Annotated in this window: 27 protein-coding genes; 22 read left to right on the top strand and 5 right to left on the bottom strand. The window is 60.1% G+C overall.

Annotation, left to right across the window (positions count from 1 at the left end):
* Positions 1-52: 52 nt before the first annotated feature.
* The 7 genes from HMPREF3169_RS07455 to HMPREF3169_RS07425 all read left to right on the top strand — a co-directional run bounded on the left by HMPREF3169_RS07455 (position 53) and on the right by HMPREF3169_RS07425 (position 5,081).
* Positions 53-370, top strand: coding sequence for a WXG100 family type VII secretion target (locus tag HMPREF3169_RS07455; protein ID WP_061920581.1), 318 nt, complete (start codon positions 53-55; stop codon positions 368-370).
* A 46-nt stretch (positions 371-416) separates the two neighbouring features.
* Positions 417-704 (top strand): WXG100 family type VII secretion target, encoded by a 288-nt coding sequence (locus HMPREF3169_RS07450; RefSeq protein ID WP_061920583.1) that lies wholly within the window; start codon positions 417-419, stop codon positions 702-704.
* A gap of 324 nt (positions 705-1,028) precedes the next feature.
* Positions 1,029-1,472, top strand: a complete 444-nt coding sequence (gene rplM, locus HMPREF3169_RS07445) for a 50S ribosomal protein L13 (RefSeq protein WP_034656527.1) — start codon at positions 1,029-1,031, stop codon at positions 1,470-1,472.
* A complete protein-coding gene (gene rpsI / locus HMPREF3169_RS07440) occupies positions 1,472-2,014 on the top strand; it encodes a 30S ribosomal protein S9 (protein ID WP_061920585.1) in 543 nt (180 codons plus the stop codon). The genes rplM and rpsI overlap by 1 nt, the downstream gene beginning before the upstream one ends.
* Before the next feature lie 125 nt (positions 2,015-2,139).
* The gene (glmM, locus tag HMPREF3169_RS07435; protein WP_061920587.1) at positions 2,140-3,483 is read left to right on the top strand and encodes a phosphoglucosamine mutase; all 1,344 of its coding nucleotides are present in this window, start codon (positions 2,140-2,142) and stop codon (positions 3,481-3,483) included.
* Between the two features lie 147 nt (positions 3,484-3,630).
* Entirely contained in the window at positions 3,631-3,954 is a 324-nt protein-coding gene (locus HMPREF3169_RS07430) for a hypothetical protein (RefSeq protein WP_070456046.1), read from the top strand.
* Positions 3,951-5,081 (top strand): hypothetical protein, encoded by a 1,131-nt coding sequence (locus HMPREF3169_RS07425; RefSeq protein WP_070456045.1) that lies wholly within the window; start codon positions 3,951-3,953, stop codon positions 5,079-5,081. Before HMPREF3169_RS07430 ends, HMPREF3169_RS07425 begins: the two co-directional genes overlap by 4 nt.
* Positions 5,082-5,177: 96 nt before the next feature.
* On the opposite strand, the gene HMPREF3169_RS13255 is transcribed toward HMPREF3169_RS07425, so the two are convergent.
* Positions 5,178-5,333, bottom strand: a complete 156-nt coding sequence (locus tag HMPREF3169_RS13255; RefSeq protein WP_210387472.1) for a hypothetical protein — start codon at positions 5,331-5,333, stop codon at positions 5,178-5,180.
* Between the two features lie 66 nt (positions 5,334-5,399).
* Positions 5,400-5,525 (bottom strand): hypothetical protein, encoded by a 126-nt coding sequence (locus HMPREF3169_RS13525; protein ID WP_256375025.1) that lies wholly within the window; start codon positions 5,523-5,525, stop codon positions 5,400-5,402.
* 19 nt (positions 5,526-5,544) lie between these two features.
* Here HMPREF3169_RS13525 and HMPREF3169_RS07415 point away from each other — a divergent pair, with 19 nt between their 5' ends.
* The gene (locus HMPREF3169_RS07415) at positions 5,545-5,808 is read left to right on the top strand and encodes a hypothetical protein (RefSeq protein WP_061920593.1); all 264 of its coding nucleotides are present in this window, start codon (positions 5,545-5,547) and stop codon (positions 5,806-5,808) included.
* 62 nt (positions 5,809-5,870) lie between these two features.
* Here HMPREF3169_RS07415 and HMPREF3169_RS07410 read toward each other — a convergent pair whose 3' ends face one another.
* Positions 5,871-6,698 (bottom strand): dienelactone hydrolase family protein, encoded by an 828-nt coding sequence (locus tag HMPREF3169_RS07410; RefSeq protein ID WP_061920822.1) that lies wholly within the window; start codon positions 6,696-6,698, stop codon positions 5,871-5,873.
* Positions 6,699-6,850: 152 nt separating this feature from the next.
* On the opposite strand from HMPREF3169_RS07410, the gene glmS reads away from it, so the two are divergent.
* The 11 genes from glmS to HMPREF3169_RS07355 all read left to right on the top strand — a co-directional run bounded on the left by glmS (position 6,851) and on the right by HMPREF3169_RS07355 (position 18,160).
* Entirely contained in the window at positions 6,851-8,722 is a 1,872-nt protein-coding gene (gene glmS / locus HMPREF3169_RS07405) for a glutamine--fructose-6-phosphate transaminase (isomerizing) (RefSeq protein WP_070456043.1), read from the top strand.
* A 136-nt stretch (positions 8,723-8,858) separates the two neighbouring features.
* Entirely contained in the window at positions 8,859-9,953 is a 1,095-nt protein-coding gene (gene alr, locus HMPREF3169_RS07400) for an alanine racemase (protein WP_070456042.1), read from the top strand.
* A complete protein-coding gene (gene tsaE, locus HMPREF3169_RS07395) occupies positions 9,946-10,410 on the top strand; it encodes a tRNA (adenosine(37)-N6)-threonylcarbamoyltransferase complex ATPase subunit type 1 TsaE (protein ID WP_061920598.1) in 465 nt (154 codons plus the stop codon). The genes alr and tsaE overlap by 8 nt, the downstream gene beginning before the upstream one ends.
* Positions 10,411-10,476: 66 nt before the next feature.
* Positions 10,477-10,944, top strand: a complete 468-nt coding sequence (locus HMPREF3169_RS07390) for a hypothetical protein (RefSeq protein WP_061920600.1) — start codon at positions 10,477-10,479, stop codon at positions 10,942-10,944.
* Complete coding sequence (tsaB, locus tag HMPREF3169_RS07385) at positions 10,944-11,612, top strand: tRNA (adenosine(37)-N6)-threonylcarbamoyltransferase complex dimerization subunit type 1 TsaB (protein ID WP_062042203.1); 669 nt, start codon at positions 10,944-10,946, stop codon at positions 11,610-11,612. Before HMPREF3169_RS07390 ends, tsaB begins: the two co-directional genes overlap by 1 nt.
* Complete coding sequence (gene rimI, locus HMPREF3169_RS07380; protein ID WP_061920604.1) at positions 11,609-12,079, top strand: ribosomal protein S18-alanine N-acetyltransferase; 471 nt, start codon at positions 11,609-11,611, stop codon at positions 12,077-12,079. Before tsaB ends, rimI begins: the two co-directional genes overlap by 4 nt.
* On the top strand, positions 12,076-13,125 hold the full coding sequence (gene tsaD / locus HMPREF3169_RS07375) for a tRNA (adenosine(37)-N6)-threonylcarbamoyltransferase complex transferase subunit TsaD (protein WP_070456041.1): 1,050 nt from the start codon (positions 12,076-12,078) through the stop codon (positions 13,123-13,125). Before rimI ends, tsaD begins: the two co-directional genes overlap by 4 nt.
* A gap of 105 nt (positions 13,126-13,230) precedes the next feature.
* Positions 13,231-13,659 (top strand): hypothetical protein, encoded by a 429-nt coding sequence (locus HMPREF3169_RS07370; protein ID WP_062042197.1) that lies wholly within the window; start codon positions 13,231-13,233, stop codon positions 13,657-13,659.
* 163 nt (positions 13,660-13,822) lie between these two features.
* Positions 13,823-14,122 (top strand): co-chaperone GroES, encoded by a 300-nt coding sequence (gene groES, locus HMPREF3169_RS07365; protein ID WP_269465448.1) that lies wholly within the window; start codon positions 13,823-13,825, stop codon positions 14,120-14,122.
* A gap of 6 nt (positions 14,123-14,128) precedes the next feature.
* Positions 14,129-15,745 (top strand): chaperonin GroEL, encoded by a 1,617-nt coding sequence (groL, locus tag HMPREF3169_RS07360; RefSeq protein WP_070456040.1) that lies wholly within the window; start codon positions 14,129-14,131, stop codon positions 15,743-15,745.
* Positions 15,746-15,811: 66 nt separating this feature from the next.
* Positions 15,812-18,160 carry an ATP-binding cassette domain-containing protein gene (locus HMPREF3169_RS07355; RefSeq protein ID WP_070456039.1) on the top strand — a complete coding sequence of 783 codons (2,349 nt, stop codon included), beginning with the start codon at positions 15,812-15,814 and terminating at the stop codon, positions 18,158-18,160.
* Positions 18,161-18,170: 10 nt separating this feature from the next.
* On the opposite strand, the gene HMPREF3169_RS07350 is transcribed toward HMPREF3169_RS07355, so the two are convergent.
* Complete coding sequence (locus tag HMPREF3169_RS07350) at positions 18,171-18,461, bottom strand: WhiB family transcriptional regulator (protein WP_061920616.1); 291 nt, start codon at positions 18,459-18,461, stop codon at positions 18,171-18,173.
* 315 nt (positions 18,462-18,776) lie between these two features.
* Between HMPREF3169_RS07350 and HMPREF3169_RS07345 the strand changes: the two genes are divergently transcribed.
* Together HMPREF3169_RS07345 and HMPREF3169_RS07340 are read left to right on the top strand one after the other, a co-directional pair.
* The gene (locus HMPREF3169_RS07345; RefSeq protein WP_061920618.1) at positions 18,777-19,340 is read left to right on the top strand and encodes a sigma-70 family RNA polymerase sigma factor; all 564 of its coding nucleotides are present in this window, start codon (positions 18,777-18,779) and stop codon (positions 19,338-19,340) included.
* A 62-nt stretch (positions 19,341-19,402) separates the two neighbouring features.
* A complete protein-coding gene (locus HMPREF3169_RS07340; protein WP_210385628.1) occupies positions 19,403-20,206 on the top strand; it encodes a hypothetical protein in 804 nt (267 codons plus the stop codon).
* 52 nt (positions 20,207-20,258) lie between these two features.
* On the opposite strand, the gene HMPREF3169_RS07335 is transcribed toward HMPREF3169_RS07340, so the two are convergent.
* Positions 20,259-20,630, bottom strand: a complete 372-nt coding sequence (locus HMPREF3169_RS07335) for a DUF5319 domain-containing protein (protein ID WP_062039157.1) — start codon at positions 20,628-20,630, stop codon at positions 20,259-20,261.
* A 162-nt stretch (positions 20,631-20,792) separates the two neighbouring features.
* Here HMPREF3169_RS07335 and guaB point away from each other — a divergent pair, with 162 nt between their 5' ends.
* On the top strand, positions 20,793-22,313 hold the full coding sequence (gene guaB, locus HMPREF3169_RS07330) for an IMP dehydrogenase (protein ID WP_062042188.1): 1,521 nt from the start codon (positions 20,793-20,795) through the stop codon (positions 22,311-22,313).
* Positions 22,314-22,325 lie beyond the last annotated feature (12 nt).

Below are 22,325 nucleotides of genomic sequence, written 5' to 3'. Positions count from 1 at the left end.
GGCTTTTTCGGGGGAAATACACACCACTTGAGCCCAAAGGGAGGGGCAAGAAATGACTCAGCTGTTCAAGACTGAAGCCGATGTAATGGTGGCCACCGCTGGCCGCGTGGACACCACCAACGATGAAGTGCAGGGGGAACTGACTCGTCTCCAGGGCGTAGTGGATTCTGTACGAGCTAACTGGGACGGCCGTGCACAGGTCTCCTTCGACAACCTGATGCAGCGCTACAACACCTCGGCGCAGCAGCTGCGCGAGGCACTGACCTCGATTTCTGACAATATCCGTGACAACGCACGTCACTTCGATGACGTCGAGGCCACCAACGCACAGGCATTCAGCAACGTCGGCGGCGCGGGCCTCGCGCTTTAAACACACATCATTGGCAAATACTGGACAAGAAGAAAAGGAAGAAAGCATGTCTGCCATCAAGTACGAATTTGGTGCCATCGCCGGCGCTGCCGCTGATATCAACTCCACCTCCGGCCGCATCAACGGTCTGCTCGGTGACCTGAAATCCACCCTGCAGCCGATGGTTGCTACGTGGGAAGGCGAGTCGGCTGCTGCATATAACGAAGCACAGGCTAAGTGGGATAAGGCAGCGGCGGAGCTCAACACCGTGCTGGCCACCATCTCGAAGACCGTCTCGCAGGGCAACGACGCAATGAGCGACGTCAACCGCCGCGCAGCTGCAAGCTGGGGGTAAAAGCTTTCACGCGCACAAGCGCGCAGCCGGGCCCAGAATTTCACCGTTAGAGCAGGGGTTTCAGGAGGCGAACGCAACCAGCTGCGTGTTGTGGAAAAGTTCCTTGCACTACTTTTGGCAACAGCCTTTAGTGGGGCAGGGGACTTTTGGCGTTTTAGCGGCGTTTTGGGTTTTAAGCTGCGCCCGAGTAGAGTTATAGCCCTATGTGTTCGCGCTGTTTTATAGCGCGCGTTTTCTGCAGGTCCCCACCGGCCGCTGTAGCAAAGCGTTTGGGCATTCATAGCGTTGGCCGGCAGTCCTCAGACAGACTTTCAAGGAGTCATTTTGTCTACTTTCCACCCGAAGAGCGGTGACATCACCCGCAAGTGGTACGTCATCGACGCTACCGATGTGGTACTGGGCAAGCTTGCTTCCACCGTTGCAGACATGCTGCGCGGTAAGCACAAGCCACAGTTCGCACCGAACGTTGATTGCGGCGACCACATCATCATCCTGAACGCGGACAAGATCCACGTTTCCTCTAACAAGCGCGAGCGCGAGATGCGCTACCGTCACTCCGGTTACCCGGGCGGCCTGAAGTCCATGACTCTTGGTCAGTCCCTGGACACCAACCCGGTTCGCGTTATCGAAGAAGCTGTTAAGGGCATGATGCCGCACAACAAGCTTTCCGACGCCTCCATCAAGAAGCTGCACGTCTTCGTTGGTGAGGAGCACCCTTACGCCGGTCAAAAGCCGGAGACCTTCGAGTTTAAGCAGGTGGCACAGTAATGACCGAGCAGAACATCGCAAACGCTGACAACAACGTAGCCGACGCTGCCGACATCGCTGCAGCAACCACTGCGACCGAGGAGTTCACCAACACCATCGGTGATTCCATCGCTACTTCCACCGAGGCAGAGGCTGAGGCCGCTGCTCCGATCCACGAGGGCCCGATCCAGACCGTCGGTCGCCGTAAGCGCGCCGTCGCTCGTGTTCGCCTCGTTGCTGGTTCCGGCGAAATCACCGTTAACGGTCGTTCCTTCGAGAACTACTTCCCGAACAAGCTGCACCAGCAGGACATCCTCCTGCCGCTGACCCTGCTTGAGCGCGAAGGCCAGTTCGACATCAAGGTCACCGTTGCAGGTGGCGGCCCGACCGGCCAGGCAGGCGCTCTGCGTCTGGCTATCGCTCGTGCACTCAACGTCTACAACCCGGCTGACCGCGCTGCCCTCAAGAAGGCTGGCCTGCTCACCCGTGACGCACGTGCCGTCGAGCGTAAGAAGGCTGGTCTGCACAAGGCACGTCGTGCCCCGCAGTACTCCAAGCGTTAATCCTTCGCTTACGTACAGCTCAAGCCGTTGCTTCCTTTTGGAGGCAGCGGCTTTTGCCGTTTTCGCACCCCGCAAGGCTTACCTCATGCTGCGTGGTGGTGGGGCCAACGTGCATAATTGGATCCATGACTCGACTTTTTGGAACCGACGGTGTTCGCGGTCTTGCGAACTCGAAGCTCACCCCAATCTTGGCTCTGCAGCTGGGACAAGCAGCGGCGGAAGTGCTTACCGCCAACCGCGAGTCCTACGAGCGGCGGCCCCTGGCCATCATCGGCCGCGATCCCCGCGTCTCTGGCGAGATGCTGGATGCTGCTATTGCTTCCGGTCTGGCCTCCCGTAGCGTCGACGTCGTGCGGGTGGGCGTTTTGCCCACCCCAGCTATTGCCTTCCTGACCGATGATTATGGGGCAGACCTGGGCGTGATGATTTCCGCATCCCATAACCCGATGCCGGACAATGGAATTAAGTTCTTCTCCGCAGGCGGCAAGAAGCTGCCTGACGACGTCGAGGATCAGATCCAGGCCGCCATGGAGACGCTGACCGAACATGGTCCAACGGGCACCAAGCTGGGCCGCATCATCTCCGAGGCACCAGACGGCCGCGAGCGCTACCTGAAGCACCTAGCGGAGGTCGTTACTACCGACCTCAGCGGCATCAAGGTCGTTGTGGATGCAGCAAACGGCGCCGCCTCCAAGGTCGCACCGAAGGCGTACGCGGACGCGGGTGCTGAGGTCATTGCCATCCACAATAAGCCGAACGCCTTCAACATCAACGAGGATTGCGGTTCTACCCACATCGAGAAGGCCCAGGCGGCCGTCGTCGAGCACGGCGCTGACCTCGGCCTGGCACACGACGGCGACGCTGACCGCTGCCTGGCTGTCGACGCCGAGGGAAACGTCGTCGACGGTGACCAAATCATGGCCCTTCTGGCAGTGGGCATGAAGGAAGAAAATGACCTGCGTTTCAACACCCTCGTTGCAACGGTGATGTCCAATCTCGGACTGAAGCTTGCCATGCAGGAGCAGGGAATTGAGGTCAAGGAGACCGCCGTCGGTGACCGCTATGTCTTGGAAGAGCTCAACCGCGGCGATTATTCGCTCGGTGGTGAGCAGTCTGGTCACTTGGTGCTGCCGGATGACTGCACCACTGGCGACGGCACGCTGACCGGCCTTTCCATCATGGCTCGCATGGCTAAGTCCGGTAAGTCGCTACAGGAGCTGGCTTCCGTGATGACCGTGTTGCCGCAGGTGCTTATCAACGTCCCGGTTTCCGATAAGTCCAGCATCATGGCTTCCCAGGAAGTCCAGGACGCAATCGCTGAGGCCGAGTCTGAGCTCGGCAGCACCGGCCGCGTTTTGCTGCGTCCTTCTGGCACGGAGGAGCTTTTCCGTGTGATGGTTGAGGCAGCTGAAGAAGAGCAGGCACGCAAGGTAGCAGGACGTCTTGCAGCTGTCGTTGCTGCTGTATAAGCAGCCTTTGCGCATAATTTAAAAGCCAGCCTGTGCGGTGAATTTTCCGTGGTGGGCTGGCTTTTGCAATTAGTGGGGAACCGAAGGCGGTTGTGGACAGTCCAATAAGGGCAAGAATGAATCTTGGCAGGCCAAGGAGTGCCCACAGTGACTGACGTATTTTTCGACGAGCAAGATGTATCCCAGCGCTTAAACCGCGTGATTGAGGAAAACCAAGCCCAGCGCAGCGCCTACATGGCGGATGTTCCCGCCTTTTCCCCGGCGGCGGCAGGCCGCGACTTTGCCGGGCAAGGCGCGCGCATCCAGGCCATGTTGGAAAGGCTGCACTCGCGCGGTGTCTGGCGCTTGGATAACATCACCGCCACCGCGGAGGCTGCCCGCGCCCAGATTAAGGAATTCTCTGCCTTGGACGAGGCCAACGCGGCAAGCCTTACCCACGTGGAGCCATCCTTTGGCGGTGGGGTCCGATGAGCACCACGAAGTCTTTGTTAGGGGATTATTCGCAGGCCGTCTCCCAGTTTCAGGCCGCCAGCCAGGGCAGCTATGCAGGCCCCAGCACGCCACTAGATTTGCTGGGCAGCATGATTGGTTCCGTCGATGGAATCAAGCCACAGGAACTGGTGCGCGGTACTTCCGCCGCGATGGGCGGACGCCGGCCTGCCCGCGGTGGCGGTGGGCTGAAAGGCTTCCTAGTGGGAACGGTGCTGAGCATCGCGGGAAATGCCCTGATGGATCACCTCGGCGGAGTACAGAAGGACTTTGAGCAAGAGCGCGACGAGGCCGATGAGCTAACCGGTAAGGCGCAGCAGTGTTCCAATGCCATCGAGGACATCGTCGGTGTTTCGGATACTTCTTTGACGGAGCTGTTTTCCGCGGTGGTGCCGTTGCTCAACATCTTGACGATGATCGCCTCCAAGCACCCACTCGGCCGCTTCATCGTCCCGATTATTTCGTCTATCGGCGCCAACGTCATCGAGCAAACCAATGACATGGTGATGACCACCTGTCGCGACCGGGATTCCGCAATCGAGCAGTGCTACGACAAGTTCGAGGAGTGCTGTTCCAAGGTCTGCGAGCGCGAGCTCCCTAAGACTCCGCCCGAGCCCGCGCGCGGTTGTGAGCCACCGCTTGCCGACGCCCCCTGTCCATCCGCCCCGCCCACCGTCACCGGCCAGCCGCCTGCCGATACCACGCAGCCTGCCCAAACACCGCCGGCCGAAGTGTGCGATGCTCCAGTACCACCTTCGAAGACACCGCCTACCTGCACCACTCCCGCTGGTGCACCACCAGCTCCACCGAATCCTGCACCGAATCCTGCACCGTCTCCCGTGCCGCCTACTGCGCCGCCTACAGTTCCATCTGTAGCGCCACCGGTTGCGACACCGCCGCCGCAGTCGCCGGTTTGCCCGCCTCCTGCAGCTCCTGTTGGCAGCCTTGTACGCAGCCAGCGCAGGCGCCGGTGGCGCTCGAGCCAATCCAACCTGCACAGACGCCGTGTCCGGAGGAACAGCCGCGGCAGGTTACAGTCCAGCAGGACACCGAAGTACAGCATGACGCCGAAACTAAGCAGGAGACAGCTGAGTGTGAGCAAGAGATAGTCGAGTGTGAGCAGGAAACCACACGGGTAGCCCAACAATGTCCACCGGAGCAGTCGTGCTGTGGTTGCCTCGGCGCATTGGGCGTCGGCATTGCCATCATCGGCGTGGGATTGCTGGCTGCCGCTGCAGCTGAGTGCCTTGAGAATATGCCGATTCCTGAAGAACCATGCCCGGAACCGCCGCCAGCGCCTGAACCGCCGGCACCTGAACCGCCAGCGCCGGAACCATGTCCGCCGCCAGCGCCAGAACCACCGGCGCCTGAGCCGCCGCAGGATGGCGTCATTCCACCTCCGCCAGAGCTTGCGGAAGTAGAAGAGCCTACACCGCCGCCGGAGAAGGTTGCGCACATGCAGGCAGCGGGCGCACCAGCGCCGCCGCCACCGTCAGAGCCGGCTCCAGCACCTGAACCAGCACCAGCACCAGAAGATAAAACAGTTCACGCACGGAAGGCAGGGCAGTGGTAATGGCAGCAGTAAATGACGAGTTCGCGGAATTTGCGCGCGGCTTTAGGGAGCGGACTGCCGCTCGCCTCCTCGAATTCGAAAAGGCAATGGCACAAGCCCAAGACGAACTCGAAAAGTCCGCTGAAAAAGCAACGGCGAGGGCAAGGATGAACGCGGGGCAGGCGGCGTCGGCAAGCGAGCCGCGTCAGCACTCCGCCTTCCCAGCCCACGGCAAGCGCCGCGGAAGCGGGCAAATCAAATCTGTGCTTCGGCGCAACCAATAGCGGTAAATAAAAAGCCAGCCCGCGTTGTGCGGACTGGCTAGGCGGTGCAGTGACTGCGAATGTTAGCGGTGAATACCGGCTTTCTTGCGCAGTTCTTCACCAAAAATACTCTTCACGCCCTTAGCGCTTGCATCAGCTTCGGCGAAACCGTCGTACTTGGACTCACCTGCAAGCGTCGACAGCAGGAAGCCGGTGACCAAAGCGCGTGCGGTTTCAGTCGGGCCTGACTGGAACGCACCGGAACCGACGGCCAGTTTGAAGAGGCGATCCTCAGTGAAACCAGCCTGGGTGCCCTTGGCCAGCTCGCGGTAAGCCACCTCGCCGCCCCAGTTGTCAGCCAGCTGCGCAGGGTTGCCGGCGCGGAAAAGATCCTCGCGCTCGGAACCGATAATCAGGCCCGGAGCCGTGATGGACTTAGCCGCTGCATAAGACGAAGGTGCAGTATCTGCCGGGTACAGCGCTGCTACGGCGCGAACCTTTGGGTTATCAACCGCTGCCAGCGCGGCGATGCCGCCGCCCATGCCGTGGCCGACGATGCCGAGCTTGGAAGGCGATACCGCGATGTTGCCCGTGCCCAGCTTGACGCCAGCTGCAATTTGCAGTGCAGATTCGACGTCCGCAGCGAGATTGCGGTGGCTCGGGTTAATACCCGTCTCCGTATCAGGGGCAACCACCACGATGCCCCAGCTAGCCAAATGGCGCAGGGTAGCGTGGTAATTCTTAACCTTCTTCGTCCAATCGTGGGCGAAGGCCACAGCTGGCAGGCCCTTGCCCTCAGCTGGGGTATAAACCTTGCCGTTGATGCCGGCATAAGAAAGATCGCCGACGAGGACGCGGTGGGGGCCACGCTTGGATAGAGTTCCTAGATGCTTCTTTAGATTCGCAGACACGTATTCCAGAATAGAGGAAGAAAGCACGGCGGCGGGGGATAAGCCATATTGATGGTTCAGAATGCGGGTTTTCTTTCGCGGTTAGCGGTGAGAGAAAAGCTTTAACTTTGCAGTGAAGAGGTTCCAATTCCTATGAGGTAGGATCGAGGCTTATGTGTGGAATTGTTGGATACGTAGGTCACGCATCCAGTGGCCGTGAATACTATGCCCTGGACGTTGTGCTGGAAGGCCTTCGCCGTCTTGAGTACCGAGGCTATGACTCTGCTGGCGTCGCAATGTACGTCGATGGCGAAATTAGCTGGCGCAAAAAGGCCGGCAAAGTTGCTGCCCTCGAAGCAGAAATTGCTTCCCGCCCTTTGCAGGACTCTGTCCTGGGCATCGGACATACCCGTTGGGCAACCCACGGCGGCCCGACCGACCTGAACGCCCACCCGCATGTAGTTGACGGCGGCAAGCTGGCAGTTGTTCACAACGGCATCATCGAGAACTTTGCTGAGCTGAAGACCGAGCTGACCTCCAAGGGCTATAACTTCGTTTCCGAGACCGACACCGAAGTTGCGGCCACCCTGCTGGGCGATATTTTCCACAATGAAGCTGCGGGTGACCTCACCAAGGCGATGCAGCTGACCGGCAAGCGCCTGGAAGGTGCTTTTACCCTTCTGGCAATCCACTCCGAGCAGGCTGACCGCATTGTTGCCGCCCGCCGCGATTCCCCGCTGGTCATTGGCCTGGGTGAGGGCGAGAACTTCTTGGGCTCCGACGTCTCCGGTTTCATCGACTACACCAAGTCCGCCGTCGAGATGGAAAATGACCAGGTCGTTACCATCACTGCTGACGAAGTTTCCATCACCGACTACGAAGGCAACGCTGCACAGGGCAAGCCATTCGAAATCATGTGGGACGCAGCTGCCGCAGAAAAGGGCGGCTTCAACTCCTTCATGGAAAAGGAAATCCACGACCAACCAGCTGCTGTACGTGACACCCTGCTCGGCCGCTTTGACGGCCAAGGCAAGCTGACCCTGGACGAGGTTCACATCGATGAGACGGTTTTGAAGTCCATCGATAAGATCATCGTCATCGCCTGCGGTACCGCTGCTTATGCAGGTCACGTTGCGCGTTACGCAATCGAGCACTGGTGCCGTATCCCAACCGAGGTCGAGCTGGCGCACGAGTTCCGCTACCGCGATCCGATCGTCAACGAGAAGACCTTGGTCGTCGCTTTGTCCCAGTCCGGCGAGACCATGGATACCTTGATGGCGGTGCGCCACGCCCGTCAGCAGGGTGCCAAGGTGATCGCTATCTGCAACACCCAGGGCTCTTCCATCCCTCGCGAGGCCGACGCTGCGCTGTACACCCACGCCGGCCCGGAGATCGCCGTTGCTTCCACCAAGGCCTTCTTGGCGCAGATCACCGCGACCTACCTCCTCGGCCTGTACCTGGCGCAGCTGCGCGGCAACATGTTCGCCGACGAAGTAAACGCGGTTCTGCAGGAGCTGCGCGATATGCCGGAGAAGGTCCAAGCAGTCATCGACAACGAGAAGCAGGTCACCGATCTTGCTAACTCCATGCAAAACGCCGAGTCCGTTCTCTTCTTGGGCCGCCACGTTGGCTTCCCAGTTGCGCTTGAGGGCGCGCTGAAGCTGAAGGAGATCGCATATCTGCACGCCGAGGGCTTCGCTGCCGGCGAGCTCAAGCACGGCCCAATCGCGCTCATTGAGGAGGGCCAGCCGGTCTTCGTCATCGTTCCTTCCCCGCGTGGCCGCGATTCCCTGCACTCCAAGGTCGTATCCAACATCCAGGAAATCCGTGCCCGTGGCGCAATCACCATCGTTATTGCTGAAGAAGGCGACGATGCTGTGGAGGCATATGCTAACCACGTCATCCGCATTCCACAGTCCCCGACGCTGATGCAGCCGCTGTTGGCCACGGTTCCGCTGCAGATCTTCGCCTGTGGCGTTGCCACCGCAAAGGGCTACGACGTCGACCAGCCGCGTAACTTGGCTAAGTCCGTCACCGTCGAGTAAAAGCTCGCTTTAAATCCGGAAGTACCCCTCGCCTTATGGTGGGTGCTTCCGGATTTTGCGTTTTAACCGCACGAGAAATCCGCGCCGCGTGCTGCTGCGTTAGTCCTGCACACCAGTGCAGTGGCACAATAGACCCATGCTTCGTACCAGAATCGACCTTGACGCCATCGCCCACAATGTTTCTTTGTTAAAGAAAAAGGTGGCTCCCGCGCAGCTCATGTGCGTGGTGAAGGCGGATGCCTATGGCCACGGCGTTAAAGAAGTCGCGCCAGTGATGGCGCGTGCGGGTGCGGATGCTTTCGGTGTGGCGACTTTCAAAGAGGCCATTGAGCTGCGGCGCAGCGGAATCGATCAGCCGATTGCGGCGTGGATTTGGGACTCCACGCAGGAAATCGCGGAGGCTTTGGCATGCCGCATCCACATTGCAGTGCCCTCCTTGGTACACGCGCGCCGCTTGGTGGAATCGGAGATTCCGGCGCAGGTTTATATCAAGGTTGAAACCGGTCTGCATCGCTCCGGCGTGGAGGAAGCGAACTGGGATGCTACTTTCGCATTGCTTCGCGACGCCCCGCAGGTCGAGGTTCTAGGCCTCATGTCGCATTTTGCGTGCGCGGATGAGCCAGATAATCCCTTCAACGACGAGCAGGAAGCTAACTTTCGCCGCGCGCTGGAGCTGGCCCGGGCTGCAGGCCTGGAATGCCCAGTAAATCACTTGGCCAATTCCCCGGCTGTTTTGGACCGACCTTCCTCCCATTTCGAGATGGTCCGTCCGGGCTTGGCTTGTTATGGCCTGGAGCCGATCCCCGGCCTCGAGCACGGCTTGAAGCCGGCGATGACTTGGGCGGCGAGCGTCGTCAACGTCAAGCCGATTCAGCCAGGCGAGGGCACCTGCTACAACCTCACGTGGAAGGCCGAGAAGCCGGGATTTTTGGCCACGATTCCGTGCGGATACGCCGACGGTTTGCCGCGCAACTTTCAGGGCAGGCTTAAGGTCGGCATCGGCGGCAAGCTTTACCCACAGGTGGGCCGCGTGTGCATGGACCAGATTGTCGTGGACTTGGGTGAGAACGAGTACGGCGTCGAGCAAGGCGACGAAGCCATTATCTTCGGCGAAGGCGGCCTGAGCGCGACGGATCTGGCGGAGGCCACCGGAACCATCAATTACGAAATCATCTGCCGTCCCACTGGCCGCACTGCCCGCCACTTTGAGGGAGGAATCGGGCATGCGTAGCCAGTTTCCGCAGCAGGGCCAAAAGCAGGTAGCTACTGCCGAAGCCGCCCGCGAGCTGGGAAAGGAACTGGGGGCGGCGCTTGAGGCTGGCGACCTCGTCATCCTCGACGGCCCGCTAGGCGCAGGCAAGACCACCTTCACCCAAGGCATTGCCGAAGGCATGCAGGTCAAAGGCCGCGTCACCTCGCCGACTTTCGTCATCGCCCGCGAGCATCGCTCGACCGTCGGCGGCCCGTCGCTCGTCCACGTCGATGCTTACCGCCTGCTGGACCACTCCGACGATCCCCTAGGCGAGCTCGACGCGCTGGATTTGGACACCGAGCTTGACGACGCCGTCGTCGTCGCCGAGTGGGGCGGCGGCTTCATGGACCAGCTCGCGGAGGCCTTTTTGCTGATCAACATCAACCGTGAGGCCGCAGACGATACTCGCGTGTTTACCTGGAACTGGGTAGGTTAACTGCCTTCTTGTAGGATAAGCGGGGTCAACTAACCCCCCATATGACGTGCAAGGAGCGCTTTCAATATGACCAAGGTCGGTCAATTCATCACCACATTCCTCATCGGATTGTTCATCATCGCCCTGGGCGCGATGATTGCGCTGTCGAGCATGCGTGAGCAGCCACCCGTGGAGCGCACCCTAGAAAGCGCTGTCGACTCCCTCGATAAGACCAACTTGACTGTCAGCGCCGTCGCTCCGAGCGAGGTTCTGGGCCGTAACTGGCAGGGCATGACCACCATCTGCGCTGGCACCAAGTTGGATGAGATCAAGAAGATGTACGGCATCGACCCGCAAGCCTTGGGCATTGATGAAGACGTCGACGCGGACACCAACTACTTCGTTGCCATCGGCGGCAACAATGAGTTCTACGCAGAGAAGCTCAACCGCGAAAAGATCGACCTGTGCCCGACGGGCCAGCCGTTGCAGCCTGCTGCCACCCAGTCTCTGCTGCCATTTATCAAGGAAGGCGATACCTGGAAGCTGGGCGCCTAATGCTGGTTTTAAGCATTGATACCGCAACGACTGACCTGGTTACCGGTGTAGTAGATACCGAATCCGGTGCGGTCAGCGAGCGGATTATCACCGATACCCGCGCGCATAACGAGCAGTTGATTCCCACTATCCAGCGCCTGCTGGAGGAAAAGGGAATGGGCTTTGCCGATTTGGACGCAATCGTCGTGGGGTGTGGCCCGGGCCCGTTTACGGGTTTGCGCGTAGGCATGGCCACCGCATCCGCGCTTGGCGACGCCCTCGGTATCCCGGTCCACGGCGTCTGCTCCCACGACGCCATCGCTGCCGAACACGGCGCGGATAGGCGCATCCTCGTGGCAACCGATGCACGGCGTAAGGAAATCTACTGGGCGACCTATGCAGAAGGCGTGCGGGTGGAAGGCCCGGGCGTCGTCAAGCCGGGCGAGATAGCCGTGGAGGTGGAAGCGGTAGTTATCCCAGGTAACCTGGTTGAAAAGCTGCCCGAGGCCCTGCAGGCGCTGCCGCACGTGGCGGCGAATCCGCGCCCGGCCGGTTTGGTTGCCGTCGCCGACCTTTCCGCGACGCCAGCTCCGTTGACCCCGCTGTACCTGCGTCGTCCAGACGCCGTGCCGCCGAAGCCAAAGCCGCGCTCAGCCGCCCTTCCCGACATTTCCGGGCTAAGTCTGTGAAGCTGCGCGAACTAACCGCCGTCGATGCGCAGCGCTGCGCGGAGCTGGAGAAAGTGCTTTTTGCAGGGGAAGGGCCGTGGCCGGCGGAGGCCTTCGTGCAGGAAATCGCACACGGTCACACCTTTTATCTAGGCGTGGAAGACGAGGACGTATTGGTTGGTTATGCCGGCATCGGCATGATGGGACCTGTTACCGACCCGGAATTCGAAATTCATACCATCGGCGTCGATCCCGCGATGCAGCGCCGTGGGGTGGGCAGGATGATGATGGATAACATCGTCTATATCGCTGACCTGAAAGACGCCCCGGTTTTTCTCGAGGTTCGTGTGGGCAACGATCCCGCCATTTCCATGTACGAAGCCTACGGTTTTATTAAGACCGGCATCCGCCGCAATTACTATCAACCTTCAGGCGCGGACGCGCACACTATGTTCCGCCCGCGTAAAAGCGAAAGGACCGCGAAGTGAAAATCCTCGGAATCGAGTCTTCCTGCGACGAAACCGGTGTAGGAATCATCGAGCTGGACGCGGACGGCAATATGGAAATCCTGGCTGACAGCGTTGCCTCGTCGATGCAGCAGCACGCTCGCTTCGGCGGCGTGGTTCCGGAAATCGCCTCGCGTGCCCACCTGGAGGCTATGCCGCAGGTGATGCGCGCAGCACTGGAGGAGGCGGGGATTTCCAAGCCGGATGCCGTTGCCGCGACGGTGGGGCCGGGCCTGGCGGGTGCCTTGCTGGTGGGCGCTTCCGCGGCGAAGGCCTATGCGGCCGCCTGGGGCGTGCCTTTCTACGGCGTCAATCACTTGGGCGGGCACGTAGCAGTGGCCAACCTCGAAGGTGAACAGCTGCCGCACGCAGTGGCGCTTTTGGTCTCCGGCGGCCACACCCAGCTGCTTGAGGCCCAGGCGGTGGGAAAGCCCATGAAGGAATTGGGCAGCACGCTTGACGACGCCGCCGGCGAAGCCTACGACAAAGTCTCCCGCCTTTTGGGGCTGGGCTATCCGGGAGGACCGGTCATCGACAAGCTGGCTGCGCAAGGCGAGGCCAACATCGACTTTCCGCGGGGCCTTTCGCGTGCGGAGGATCTGCGCGGCGTGCATCGCCATGACTTTTCTTTCTCCGGCTTGAAGACCGCCGTGGCGCGGTACGTGGAAAAGGCGGAGAAGGAAGGACGCGTCGTATCCATCGAGGATATTTGCGCTTCCTTCCAGGAGGCCGTGGCGGATGTGCTGACCGCGAAGGCCGTGCGGGCCTGCCAGGACACCGGCGCCAAGGTGCTGTTGCTGGGCGGTGGCGTGGCTGCGAATTCGCGCCTGCGGCAACTGGCGGCCAAGCGTTGTGAATCGGCGGGCATCGAGCTGCGGGTGCCGCGTTTTAAGCTGTGCACCGACAACGGCGTGATGATTGCGGCCGTAGCGGCGCAGCTTATTCATGAAGGGGCGGAGCCTTCCGGCCTGGCGTGCGGCACCGATACCCAGCTTGAGGTTGAAGTCCCGCTCGTTAGCGCAGACTAACGTTCACCAAAAGTTTGCCTTCCTCCGGATGCGGGGTAGTTAAAGCGACGGTAATGTGCGGAAGCGATATTGCCCTACTGGCTATTGAAGGAGCCTTACCCCATCATGACCACCGGTTTTCTCGTTAATCCAGATTTGACCCGCCGCAAGATCGAATTCGATCTTGAGCACGCCAACCAGTTCCTGGGCGGCACCACCGAAGACCGCGTCGCCGTCGTGTTCCAAGACGACGGTTCCACCTATGCCGCGCTTTTTAACCCCAATGCCAAGGCGGAGGGCGCGGAGCCGAATCCGGTTGCCTCCCTGGCGCGCAATGCTGCCGATACCGGTAACTCGGCATTCCTGCAGGACCCAATCCGCGCTATTAGTGGTCCGGTCATCTTCGTCGAAGCAGACGGTGAGTCTGAGAACTTCGACGAGGTCATCGAGGCAGTCGAGCACGGTATCCGTGCCGTTAGCAATTACCGCGAAGACTACCCAGAAGAGTATGGCCTCTGGCGCGCGGCGGTCATCAATTCTGAAAAGTCCGTCTAAGTTTTATAGGCTTCGCCGCGCCTCCGGAGTTTGTTGAGGGTTAGCAGTCGCAAGGGTAGAGTGCTAGGAAGGTTGTTTGACCCACAGTTGTTCACCCGCGACGACGGCTGTGCTGGACATCCACAACCGGCACATACAACTAACTGATTCAAATTTCGGAGGAATCACCATGGCAAACATCAAGCCACTTGAGGACAAGGTTCTCGTCCAGATCGTAGAAGCAGAAACCACCACCGCTTCCGGCCTGGTTATCCCAGACTCCGCTAAGGAAAAGCCGCAGGAGGCTACCGTCATCGCCGTCGGCCCAGGCCGCACCAATGACAAGGGCGAGGTCGTTCCGGTCGGAGTCAACGAGGGCGACACCGTAATCTTCTCCAAGTACGGCGGCACCGAGCTGAAGTACGACGGCCAGGAGTACCTCCTGCTGTCCGCACGTGACCTGCTCGCAGTCATCGAGAAGTAGGCCTTCATGTCAAAGCTGATTGCATTTGACCAGGAAGCTCGCGAGGGCATCCAGCGCGGCGTTGACACGCTTGCTGACGCAGTCAAGGTCACCCTCGGTCCCCGCGGCCGCAACGTTGTGCTGTCCAAGGCCTTCGGCGGCCCCACCGTCACCAACGACGGCGTGACCATCGCCCGTGACATCGACATCGAGGAGCCTTTTGAGAACCTCGGTGCACAGCTGGTGAAGTCCGTGGCCGTGAAGACCAACGACATCGCCGGTGACGGCACCACCACCGCAACTTTGCTCGCCCAGGCGCTTATCTTCGAGGGCCTGCGCAACGTTGCCGCTGGTGCCAACCCAGTTGAGCTAAACCGCGGTATCGCTGCGGCGGCGGAAAAGACCGTTGAAGAGCTGATGAAGCGTGCAACGCCGGTGAACTCGGCGTCGGAAATCGCGCAGGTGGCAACCGTTTCCTCCCGTGACCCAGAGGTCGGCGAGATGGTCGCCGGCGCCATGGACAAGGTGGGCAAGGACGGCGTTGTAACCGTCGAGGAGTCCCAGTCCATCGAGTCCTCCGTGGACGTAACCGAGGGCATTTCCTTCGACAAGGGCTACCTTTCTCCGTACTTCGCTACGGAAGAAGAGACCTACAACGCAGTGCTTGACGACGCAGCCATCCTCCTCGTCCGCAACAAGATCTCCTCTCTGCCGGACTTCCTGCCGCTGCTGGAGAAGATTGCTGAGTCGTCGCGTCCTACCTTGATCATCGCGGAAGATGTGGAAGGCGAGCCGCTGCAGGCACTCGTTGTTAACTCCATCCGCAAGGTGCTCAAGGTTGCCGCAGTGAAGGCCCCGTACTTCGGCGAGCGCCGCAAGGGCTTCATGGATGACCTGGCTGTTGTCACCGGCGCCACCGTTGTGGATCCTGAGGTAGGCATCAACTTGAACGAGGTTGGCCTCGAGGTGCTGGGCTCTGCCCGCCGCGTGACGGTTTCCAAGGAAGACACCGTCATCGTTGACGGCGCTGGCGAAGCTAGCGCTGTGGAAGAGCGTCGCGAGCAGCTGCGCCGCGAAATCGAGCGCACCGATTCCACCTGGGATCGCGAGAAGCTCGAGGAGCGTCTGGCGAAGCTCTCCGGCGGCGTTGCCGTCATCCGCGTCGGTGCTGCTACCGAGACTGAGGTTAACGAGCGCAAGCTGCGCGTCGAGGACGCCATCAACGCTGCCCGCGCGGCCGTCGATGAGGGCGTCATCGCAGGCGGCGGTTCCGCACTCGTGCAGATCTCCAAGGAACTGGAAAAGTTTGCCGAGGAGTTCGAGGGCGAGGCCAAGACCGGCGTGCTCTCCGTATCCCGCGCGCTGACCCGCCCGGCTTACTGGATCGCGCAGAACGCTGGCCTGGACGGCTCCGTCATCGTTGACCACGTTTCCGCACTCGAGAACGGCCACGGCTTCAACGCCGCCACCCTGGAGTACGGCAACCTGCTGGAGCAGGGCATCATCGACCCAGTTAAGGTCACCCACTCCGCAGTGGTTAACGCCACCTCCGTTGCCCGCATGGTTCTGACCACCGAGGCATCCGTAGTGGAAAAGCCAGCTGAGGAAGAAGCTCCCGCTGCTTCTCATGGCCATCACCACTAATTTTTAGCCGCGAATCACCCCGGGTCTCCCACGTGGAGGCCCGGGGTTTCGTCTTAGGATGGCTAGGTGCACAATCAAGAATTCATCCGCGTTGTCGGCGCGCGCGATAATGATCTCAAAGAGATAAGCGTCGATATCCCTAAGCGGAAACTCACCGTGTTCACCGGTGTCTCTGGTTCTGGCAAGTCCTCTCTCGTATTCGGAACCATCGCTGCAGAATCTCAGCGGCTTATCAACGAGACCTACCCGGGTTTCGTGCAGGGCTTTATGCAATCCCAGGCCCATCCCGACGTCGACGAGCTCAGTGGCCTTACCGCCGCCATTGTGGTGGGGCAGGAGCGGATGGCAGCCAACTCGCGTTCCACTTTCGGTACCGCAACGGATATCACCGGCGCTCTGCGCGTGCTTTTCTCGCGCATTGCCTCTCCGCGCGTGGGCGGCCCGGCGGCGTATTCCTTCAACGTTCCTTCCGCCAGCGGGCAGGGCGCTATCGAGGTCAATGGCGTGAAAGAGGTTCGCCGTTTTGAGCGGACCGGTGGAATGTGCCCGACCTGCGAGGGCATGGGCCGCGCCTCGCAAATCGACCTGAAAGAAGTCGTGGACGAGTCCTTGAGCCTAAACGACGGCGCCATCTTGTACCCCGGCATGAAAGTCGGCTCCTGGCTGTGGAAGGCCTACGCAGAGTCAGGGTTGTACCCGGCAGATAAGCCGGTCGAGGATTTCACAGAGGAGCAAAAACACGCGCTGTATTACCTGAGCGACGTCAAGACCAAAATCAACGGCATCAACATGAGCTACCAAGGTCTTGTTGTGCGCTTGCAGGCCTCCGTGCTGTCGAAGGACAAAGATAGCCTCCAAAAACATATGAAGGCCTTCGTGGAACGCGCAGTGGTCTTCGCGGACTGTCCCGACTGCGGCGGCACACGTCTGGCGCAGCATGCCCGCGAATCTTTTATTGCAGGCAAGTCCATCGCCGATGTCTCCGACATGGAGCTTACTGAGCTCGACGAGTGGCTTTCTGCCATCGACGCCCCGTCCGCCGCGCCGCTGCTGGCCTCGATTAGGCGCTCGGTGGCTAATGCGGTGGAAATCGGTTTGGGCTACCTTACCTTGAGTCGTGCCACGGGCACGCTCTCAGGCGGCGAGGCGCAGCGCACCCGAATGGTACGTCACTTGGGCTCCGCGCTTACCGACGCCACCTATGTCTTCGACGAGCCCACCGCCGGCCTGCACCCGCATGATATCGCACGGATGAATAAACTCTTGCTGCAGCTGCGCGATAAGGGAAACACCGTTCTCGTGGTGGAGCATAAACCGGAGACCATCGCTATTGCCGATTACGTCGTCGACTTAGGGCCCCGCGCTGGCAGCCAGGGTGGGGAAGTGGTCTTTACCGGTTCCGTCGATAAACTGCGCGAGGCGGATACCTTAACCGGCCGCCACCTGGCGGACCGCGCCCAGTTCAAGGAAGAAACTCGCACTCCTTCGGGCGCCATCGAAATCCATAACGCCCAGCGCAACAACCTACGCGGCATCGACGTAGACATCCCGCTCGGGGTGCTCAGCGCGATTACCGGCGTGGCCGGTTCCGGTAAGTCCTCGCTTTTGGCGTGCCTGCCAGAAGAAGTCCAAGAACGCATCTTCTTCGTCGACCAAACCCCGATCAAAGGCTCGCGTCGCTCCAACCCCGCGACGTATACCGGCGCGTTGGACTCCATCCGCAAGGCGTTTGCGAAGGCGAACAGTTTTGAAAGCGACGTCGTCAAGCCTGCCCTGTTTTCTGCGAACTCCGAAGGCGCGTGCCCAAATTGCAATGGTGCGGGAGTCATCTACGTGGAATTCGGATTCATGGACGGCGCTGACGTGCCGTGTGAGGTCTGTGAAGGCAGGCGCTTTTCCGAAGACGTGCTGCGTTACGAGCTAGGCGGCAAAAACATCGCCGACGTATTGGAAACGCCAGCTGCTGAGGCTGCGGCTTACTTCGCGGAAAATAAAGTTGCCGCTGCGAAGAAGGTCTGTGAGATCCTGGTCGCCGTGGGGCTGGGATATATCACCTTGGGCCAACCACTCAACACCCTTTCCGGCGGTGAGCGTCAGCGCCTGAAATTGGCCGTCCACATGGCGGATAAGAAGGCGCAGGCTGATGTTTTGGTGTTGGATGAGCCATCGACGGGCTTGCACTTGGCGGACGTCGATAAGCTGCTCGAATTGCTCGACCACCTGGCCGAGGAAGGCAACACCGTGGTGTGCGTGGAACATCACCTAGCTGTGGTCGCACACGCGGACCACATCATTGATTTAGGCCCCGGGGCAGGCTCCGCAGGTGGCGGGTTGGTTGCCGCATGCAGCCCTCGCGAACTCGCCGGCAACGCCTCCTCTGTGACTGGGCGTTACCTCGCTGAATATGTGGCCTAAACGGTGACCCCTAAACAGTGACCGTAGCGCGGGTGCGCAAAGCAGCCACGCGCTCGGATTCGCTCATGCCGCCCCACACGCCGTACGGTTCCGCGGAACTTAGCGCATGCTCGCGGCATAGCTCGAGGACCGGGCAGGACTGACAAATTGCCTTAGCGCGGTTCTCACGTTGGGCGCGAGCGCGGCCACGCTCGCCGTCTGGGTGATAAAACACGTCCGAATTCTCTCCTCGGCATGCACCCTGCAGCTGCCAATCCCAAAAGTCAGCGTTAGGGCCGGGAAGTGAATGGGGCTGAGACATGTTCAAAACTCCTTTAGTAAATACCCTGCGCGCATGAATTCGCGCAATGGAGGAATAAGACGATTTAGAAGTTTCGACGCACGTGGTAAACGAATGGTTACCGGATTGTTTACGCTATATGGATTCTTTACGCGGAGGGCATTTTTAGCGGGTCTGAACTGCACGAACAGCAAAGGTAAACGGTGTATGAACTTTTGGCGCGCCGGGAGTAAAAGGATATAAATCCACCCGAACGGGCTAGGGTGTAAGGGCTAAGGCGAAAACTAAAGCAGCAAACCCCAAGGAAAACCCCAAGGAAAACCCCAAGGAAAAACAGTGAGCGATACCGATAAAGAGCTAGCGGACCTCGTGCCGCTAGCTGCTGACGGCAGCCGTCGCGCACTCCAGAAGATCATGCGGATTATCCACCCGCAGGTGCTGCGCTACTGCCGCGCACGCATCGGCGGCGGGCGCCAACCCACGCCAGAAGATGTCACGCAGGAAATCTGCCTCGCTGTTGCCACATCCATCGACTCTTACGAGGACAAAGGCCGCCCGTTCATGGCCTACGTCTATGGCATTGCCTTCAACAAGGTCACCGATGCGCACCGCGCCATGGGTCGAGACCACTCCAACCCCGCCGAGGAAGTCCCGGAAAGCGCGGCCAAAGACGCAAATCCAGAGGAATCTGCGCTGGTCACGGATGGTAGTAACAGAGTGCGGGAGTTGCTCGATACATTAAGTGACAAAGCTCGAGACATAGTCATCTTGCGCGTGTTCGTGGGCCTTACAGCCGAGGAGACTGCGGAAATCGTGGAATCTACACCGGGTGCGGTACGCGTGGCGCAGCATCGAGCATTGGCACAACTGCGCAAGGCTATCGGCGCCTCTGGTCAATAGCGCAAGCGCGTATCTTCTCAAATCTCATATGTCCATATCTCATTCAAGGAAGGGAGGCCATCATGGCGAAGAAGGATGAGCCACAGCTCAATATCTCTGAGCAACTGCAGCCTTTGGTCGACGATGACGCATTCCTGACTAGCCTTTCTCAGGGCCAGGACCCTTCTGCTGGGGAAGACGAGTTGGCGGGCTTGCTTCTCGAGCTGCGTGACGACGTCGAAAAGCAAATGCCGCCAGCTCCGGTTATCGAAGGCGCCGACGAGGAAGCTGAGGTTATCTCTCTGGCCGCGGCCTCCAAGAGGCGTCGTTCGCGGCCTTTCGTCAACGGCCTAATTGGTGCAGCGGCGGCGACCTTGGTCATTGCCGGTACTGGTACTGCCGTCTACAACGCAGGCCCTGGTTCTCCGCTCTACGACGTGCACAAGTCCATGTTTGGCAGCTCGGATGCTTCCTCCGTGGAGCTTGCAGGCACGCTCGAGGAAATGGACCGTCGTTCTGCAAATGGCGACATGGCCGGCACTCGCGAATTGCTTAATGAAGCGCGCCGTATCATCGACGAATCACGCAACTCGCAGCCGGAGCCTACCTCCGCGGAAAAGCCCTCGGCCACGCCGGCTACCAAGCCATTCCCCGCAGCGCGTTCTACGGTAACTGCGACGGAGACCCTGGAAAAGGAAGTCCCAGCATCTAGCCCAGAGCCAGCGCCGGTAACCGTAACGGAATACCAGACCATCACCTCTACGGTTGTGGCTCCGGATACGCCCTCGCAGGAAACTGGCGAGCAGACCGAACCAACTTCAGTCGCCACGGACACCGCTGAGGGCCAAGGCCCTGATGGTTACCTCGGCGAAAACCAGCAGCAGTAAACCAGCAGTATTAAAAAATTCCCTGCCTCACAGCGAGGTAGGGAATTTCTTTTTAACGGGCGTCTAGGCCGTCCATGTAGCCCAGGGCGTAATCCCACGGGACGTAGCGCGTGGGGTCCGGCTGCGCGCCCGGCTCATGCACCGGGGCGAGTTCGCCGTCCAAAGTGGCGCGCATGTTAGCAGCCATGATGTCCCACTCGTAGAAGTGGCTTTCTTCGCAGTCCTCGCATAGAAAGAAGATGCCGTCGATTCCGCGCGGGCCCAGCACGCGGGCGAATTCCTGTACCAAGGCGAGGTCGTGGATGATAGCCAAGCGTTCTTCCTCGGACAAAGGCATGACCTGCTCGTCTTCCTCCAGGAAGGAAGCGGGGTCGTTGGGATCGTCTGCGAATGGGTCGCGTGGCATATTGGCGAAGAAGTTCACCTTTGCGAGCCTATAAACTTCCACCCCCTTTAGGCAATTCCTCATTGGGGTTCGCTTACCTTTCTTACGGGGTGGCCCGGCTACCATTCGGGGTGCTTTAAGCACTACAGTTGTGGTTACCGCGAAACCATCTTGGCCTTATTTAAGGAGTGTCCTTAACCCATGAGCGATAATCACATTCTCACCGGCGGCGATGACCCAAACAAGGTAGCCCTGTACGGCTTGACTTTTGATGACGTTCTGCTGCTGCCGGCAGAATCCAACATCGTTCCGTCCGAGGTGGACACCTCGGCGCAGTTCACCCGCAACATTCGTCTCGGCGTTCCGCTGGCTTCTGCCGCCATGGATACCGTTACCGAGGCTCGCATGGCAATCGCCATGGCACGCCAGGGCGGTATTGGCGTCCTGCACCGCAACCTGTCCACTGAGGATCAGGCAACCCAGGTGGAAATCGTCAAGCGCTCTGAGTCCGGCATGGTGACGGACCCTGTTACCGCTAGCCCGGATATGACCATCCAGGAAGTCGACGAGCTGTGCGCACGCTTCCGCATTTCTGGCCTGCCGGTCGTCGATGACAAGGGCACCTTGCTGGGCATTTGCACCAACCGCGATATGCGTTTCGAGCCGGACTTCGGCCGCAAAGTCTCCGAGATTATGACCCCTATGCCGCTGGTTGTGGCCAAGGAGGGCGTGGCCAAGGAGGAGGCGCTGGCGCTGCTTTCTTCCAACAAGGTTGAGAAGCTTCCTATCGTCGATGATGACAACAAGCTGGTTGGCCTGATCACGGTCAAGGACTTCGTAAAGACCGAGCAGTTCCCGAACTCCTCCAAGGATTCCTCCGGACGACTGCTGGTGGCAGCGGGTATCGGCACGGGTGAGGAATCCTATGCTCGAGCAGGCGCGCTTGTCGACGCCGGCGTTGACGTCCTCGTCGTCGACTCCGCTCATGCGCACAACAACCGCGTGCTGGAGATGGTTTCCCGTGTACAGAAGGACTTCGGCTCCAAGGTCGACGTCGTGGGCGGCAACCTCGCTACTCGCGAGGCGGCGAAGGCCATGATTGAGGCCGGCGCGGACGCTATCAAGGTCGGCATCGGCCCAGGCTCCATCTGCACCACCCGCGTCGTCGCTGGCGTTGGCGCTCCGCAGATTACGGCCATCATGGAAGCTGCGGCAGTGGCTGGTCCAGCTGGCGTGCCGGTCATTGGTGATGGCGGCATGCAGTACTCCGGCGACGTCGCCAAGGCATTGGCTGCCGGTGCAGATACCGTCATGCTGGGCTCCATGTTCGCAGGCACCACCGAGGCACCTGGCGATATCGTCGTGGTTCAGGGCAAGCAATACAAGCGCTACCGCGGCATGGGCTCCATGGGCGCTATGCAGGGCCGCGGCCTTACCGGCGAGAAGCGCTCCTACTCCAAGGACCGCTACTTCCAGGCCGACGTTAAGAGCGAGGACAAGCTGGTTCCGGAGGGCGTCGAGGGTCGCGTTCCTTTCCGCGGTGACATCGATGCCATTGTGCACCAGCTCATCGGCGGCCTGCGCGCTTCCATGGGTTACACCGGTTCGGCCACCATCGAGGAGCTGAAGACCAAGCGCTTCGTCCAGATCACCGCGGCGGGCCTGAAGGAATCTCACCCGCACCACCTGCAGCAGATCATCGAAGCTCCGAACTACCGCTAAACGAATCTTTCG

This window comes from Corynebacterium sp. HMSC08C04 (assembly GCF_001807495.1).
In the GTDB taxonomy this organism is placed as follows: Bacteria; Actinomycetota; Actinomycetes; order Mycobacteriales; family Mycobacteriaceae; genus Corynebacterium; species Corynebacterium simulans.
This window is presented reverse-complemented; position numbering and strand designations above follow the sequence as displayed.

Bases quoted from the DNA above. Each gene is read 5' to 3' on its own strand.
- HMPREF3169_RS07390 (WP_061920600.1), top strand. From the start codon at position 10,477: ATGACCAAGGTCGGTCAATTCATCACCACATTCCTCATCGGATTGTTC.
- HMPREF3169_RS07415 (WP_061920593.1), top strand. From the start codon at position 5,545: ATGGCAGCAGTAAATGACGAGTTCGCGGAATTTGCGCGCGGCTTTAGG.
- glmS (WP_070456043.1), top strand. From the start codon at position 6,851: ATGTGTGGAATTGTTGGATACGTAGGTCACGCATCCAGTGGCCGTGAA.
- tsaE (WP_061920598.1), top strand. From the start codon at position 9,946: ATGCGTAGCCAGTTTCCGCAGCAGGGCCAAAAGCAGGTAGCTACTGCC.
- groL (WP_070456040.1), top strand. From the start codon at position 14,129: ATGTCAAAGCTGATTGCATTTGACCAGGAAGCTCGCGAGGGCATCCAG.
- tsaB (WP_062042203.1), top strand. From the start codon at position 10,944: ATGCTGGTTTTAAGCATTGATACCGCAACGACTGACCTGGTTACCGGT.
- guaB (WP_062042188.1), top strand. From the start codon at position 20,793: ATGAGCGATAATCACATTCTCACCGGCGGCGATGACCCAAACAAGGTA.
- HMPREF3169_RS07370 (WP_062042197.1), top strand. From the start codon at position 13,231: ATGACCACCGGTTTTCTCGTTAATCCAGATTTGACCCGCCGCAAGATC.
- HMPREF3169_RS07350 (WP_061920616.1), bottom strand. From the start codon at position 18,461: ATGTCTCAGCCCCATTCACTTCCCGGCCCTAACGCTGACTTTTGGGAT.
- HMPREF3169_RS07455 (WP_061920581.1), top strand. From the start codon at position 53: ATGACTCAGCTGTTCAAGACTGAAGCCGATGTAATGGTGGCCACCGCT.
- glmM (WP_061920587.1), top strand. From the start codon at position 2,140: ATGACTCGACTTTTTGGAACCGACGGTGTTCGCGGTCTTGCGAACTCG.
- HMPREF3169_RS07450 (WP_061920583.1), top strand. From the start codon at position 417: ATGTCTGCCATCAAGTACGAATTTGGTGCCATCGCCGGCGCTGCCGCT.
- HMPREF3169_RS07425 (WP_070456045.1), top strand. From the start codon at position 3,951: ATGAGCACCACGAAGTCTTTGTTAGGGGATTATTCGCAGGCCGTCTCC.
- alr (WP_070456042.1), top strand. From the start codon at position 8,859: ATGCTTCGTACCAGAATCGACCTTGACGCCATCGCCCACAATGTTTCT.
- rpsI (WP_061920585.1), top strand. From the start codon at position 1,472: ATGACCGAGCAGAACATCGCAAACGCTGACAACAACGTAGCCGACGCT.
- HMPREF3169_RS07340 (WP_210385628.1), top strand. From the start codon at position 19,403: ATGGCGAAGAAGGATGAGCCACAGCTCAATATCTCTGAGCAACTGCAG.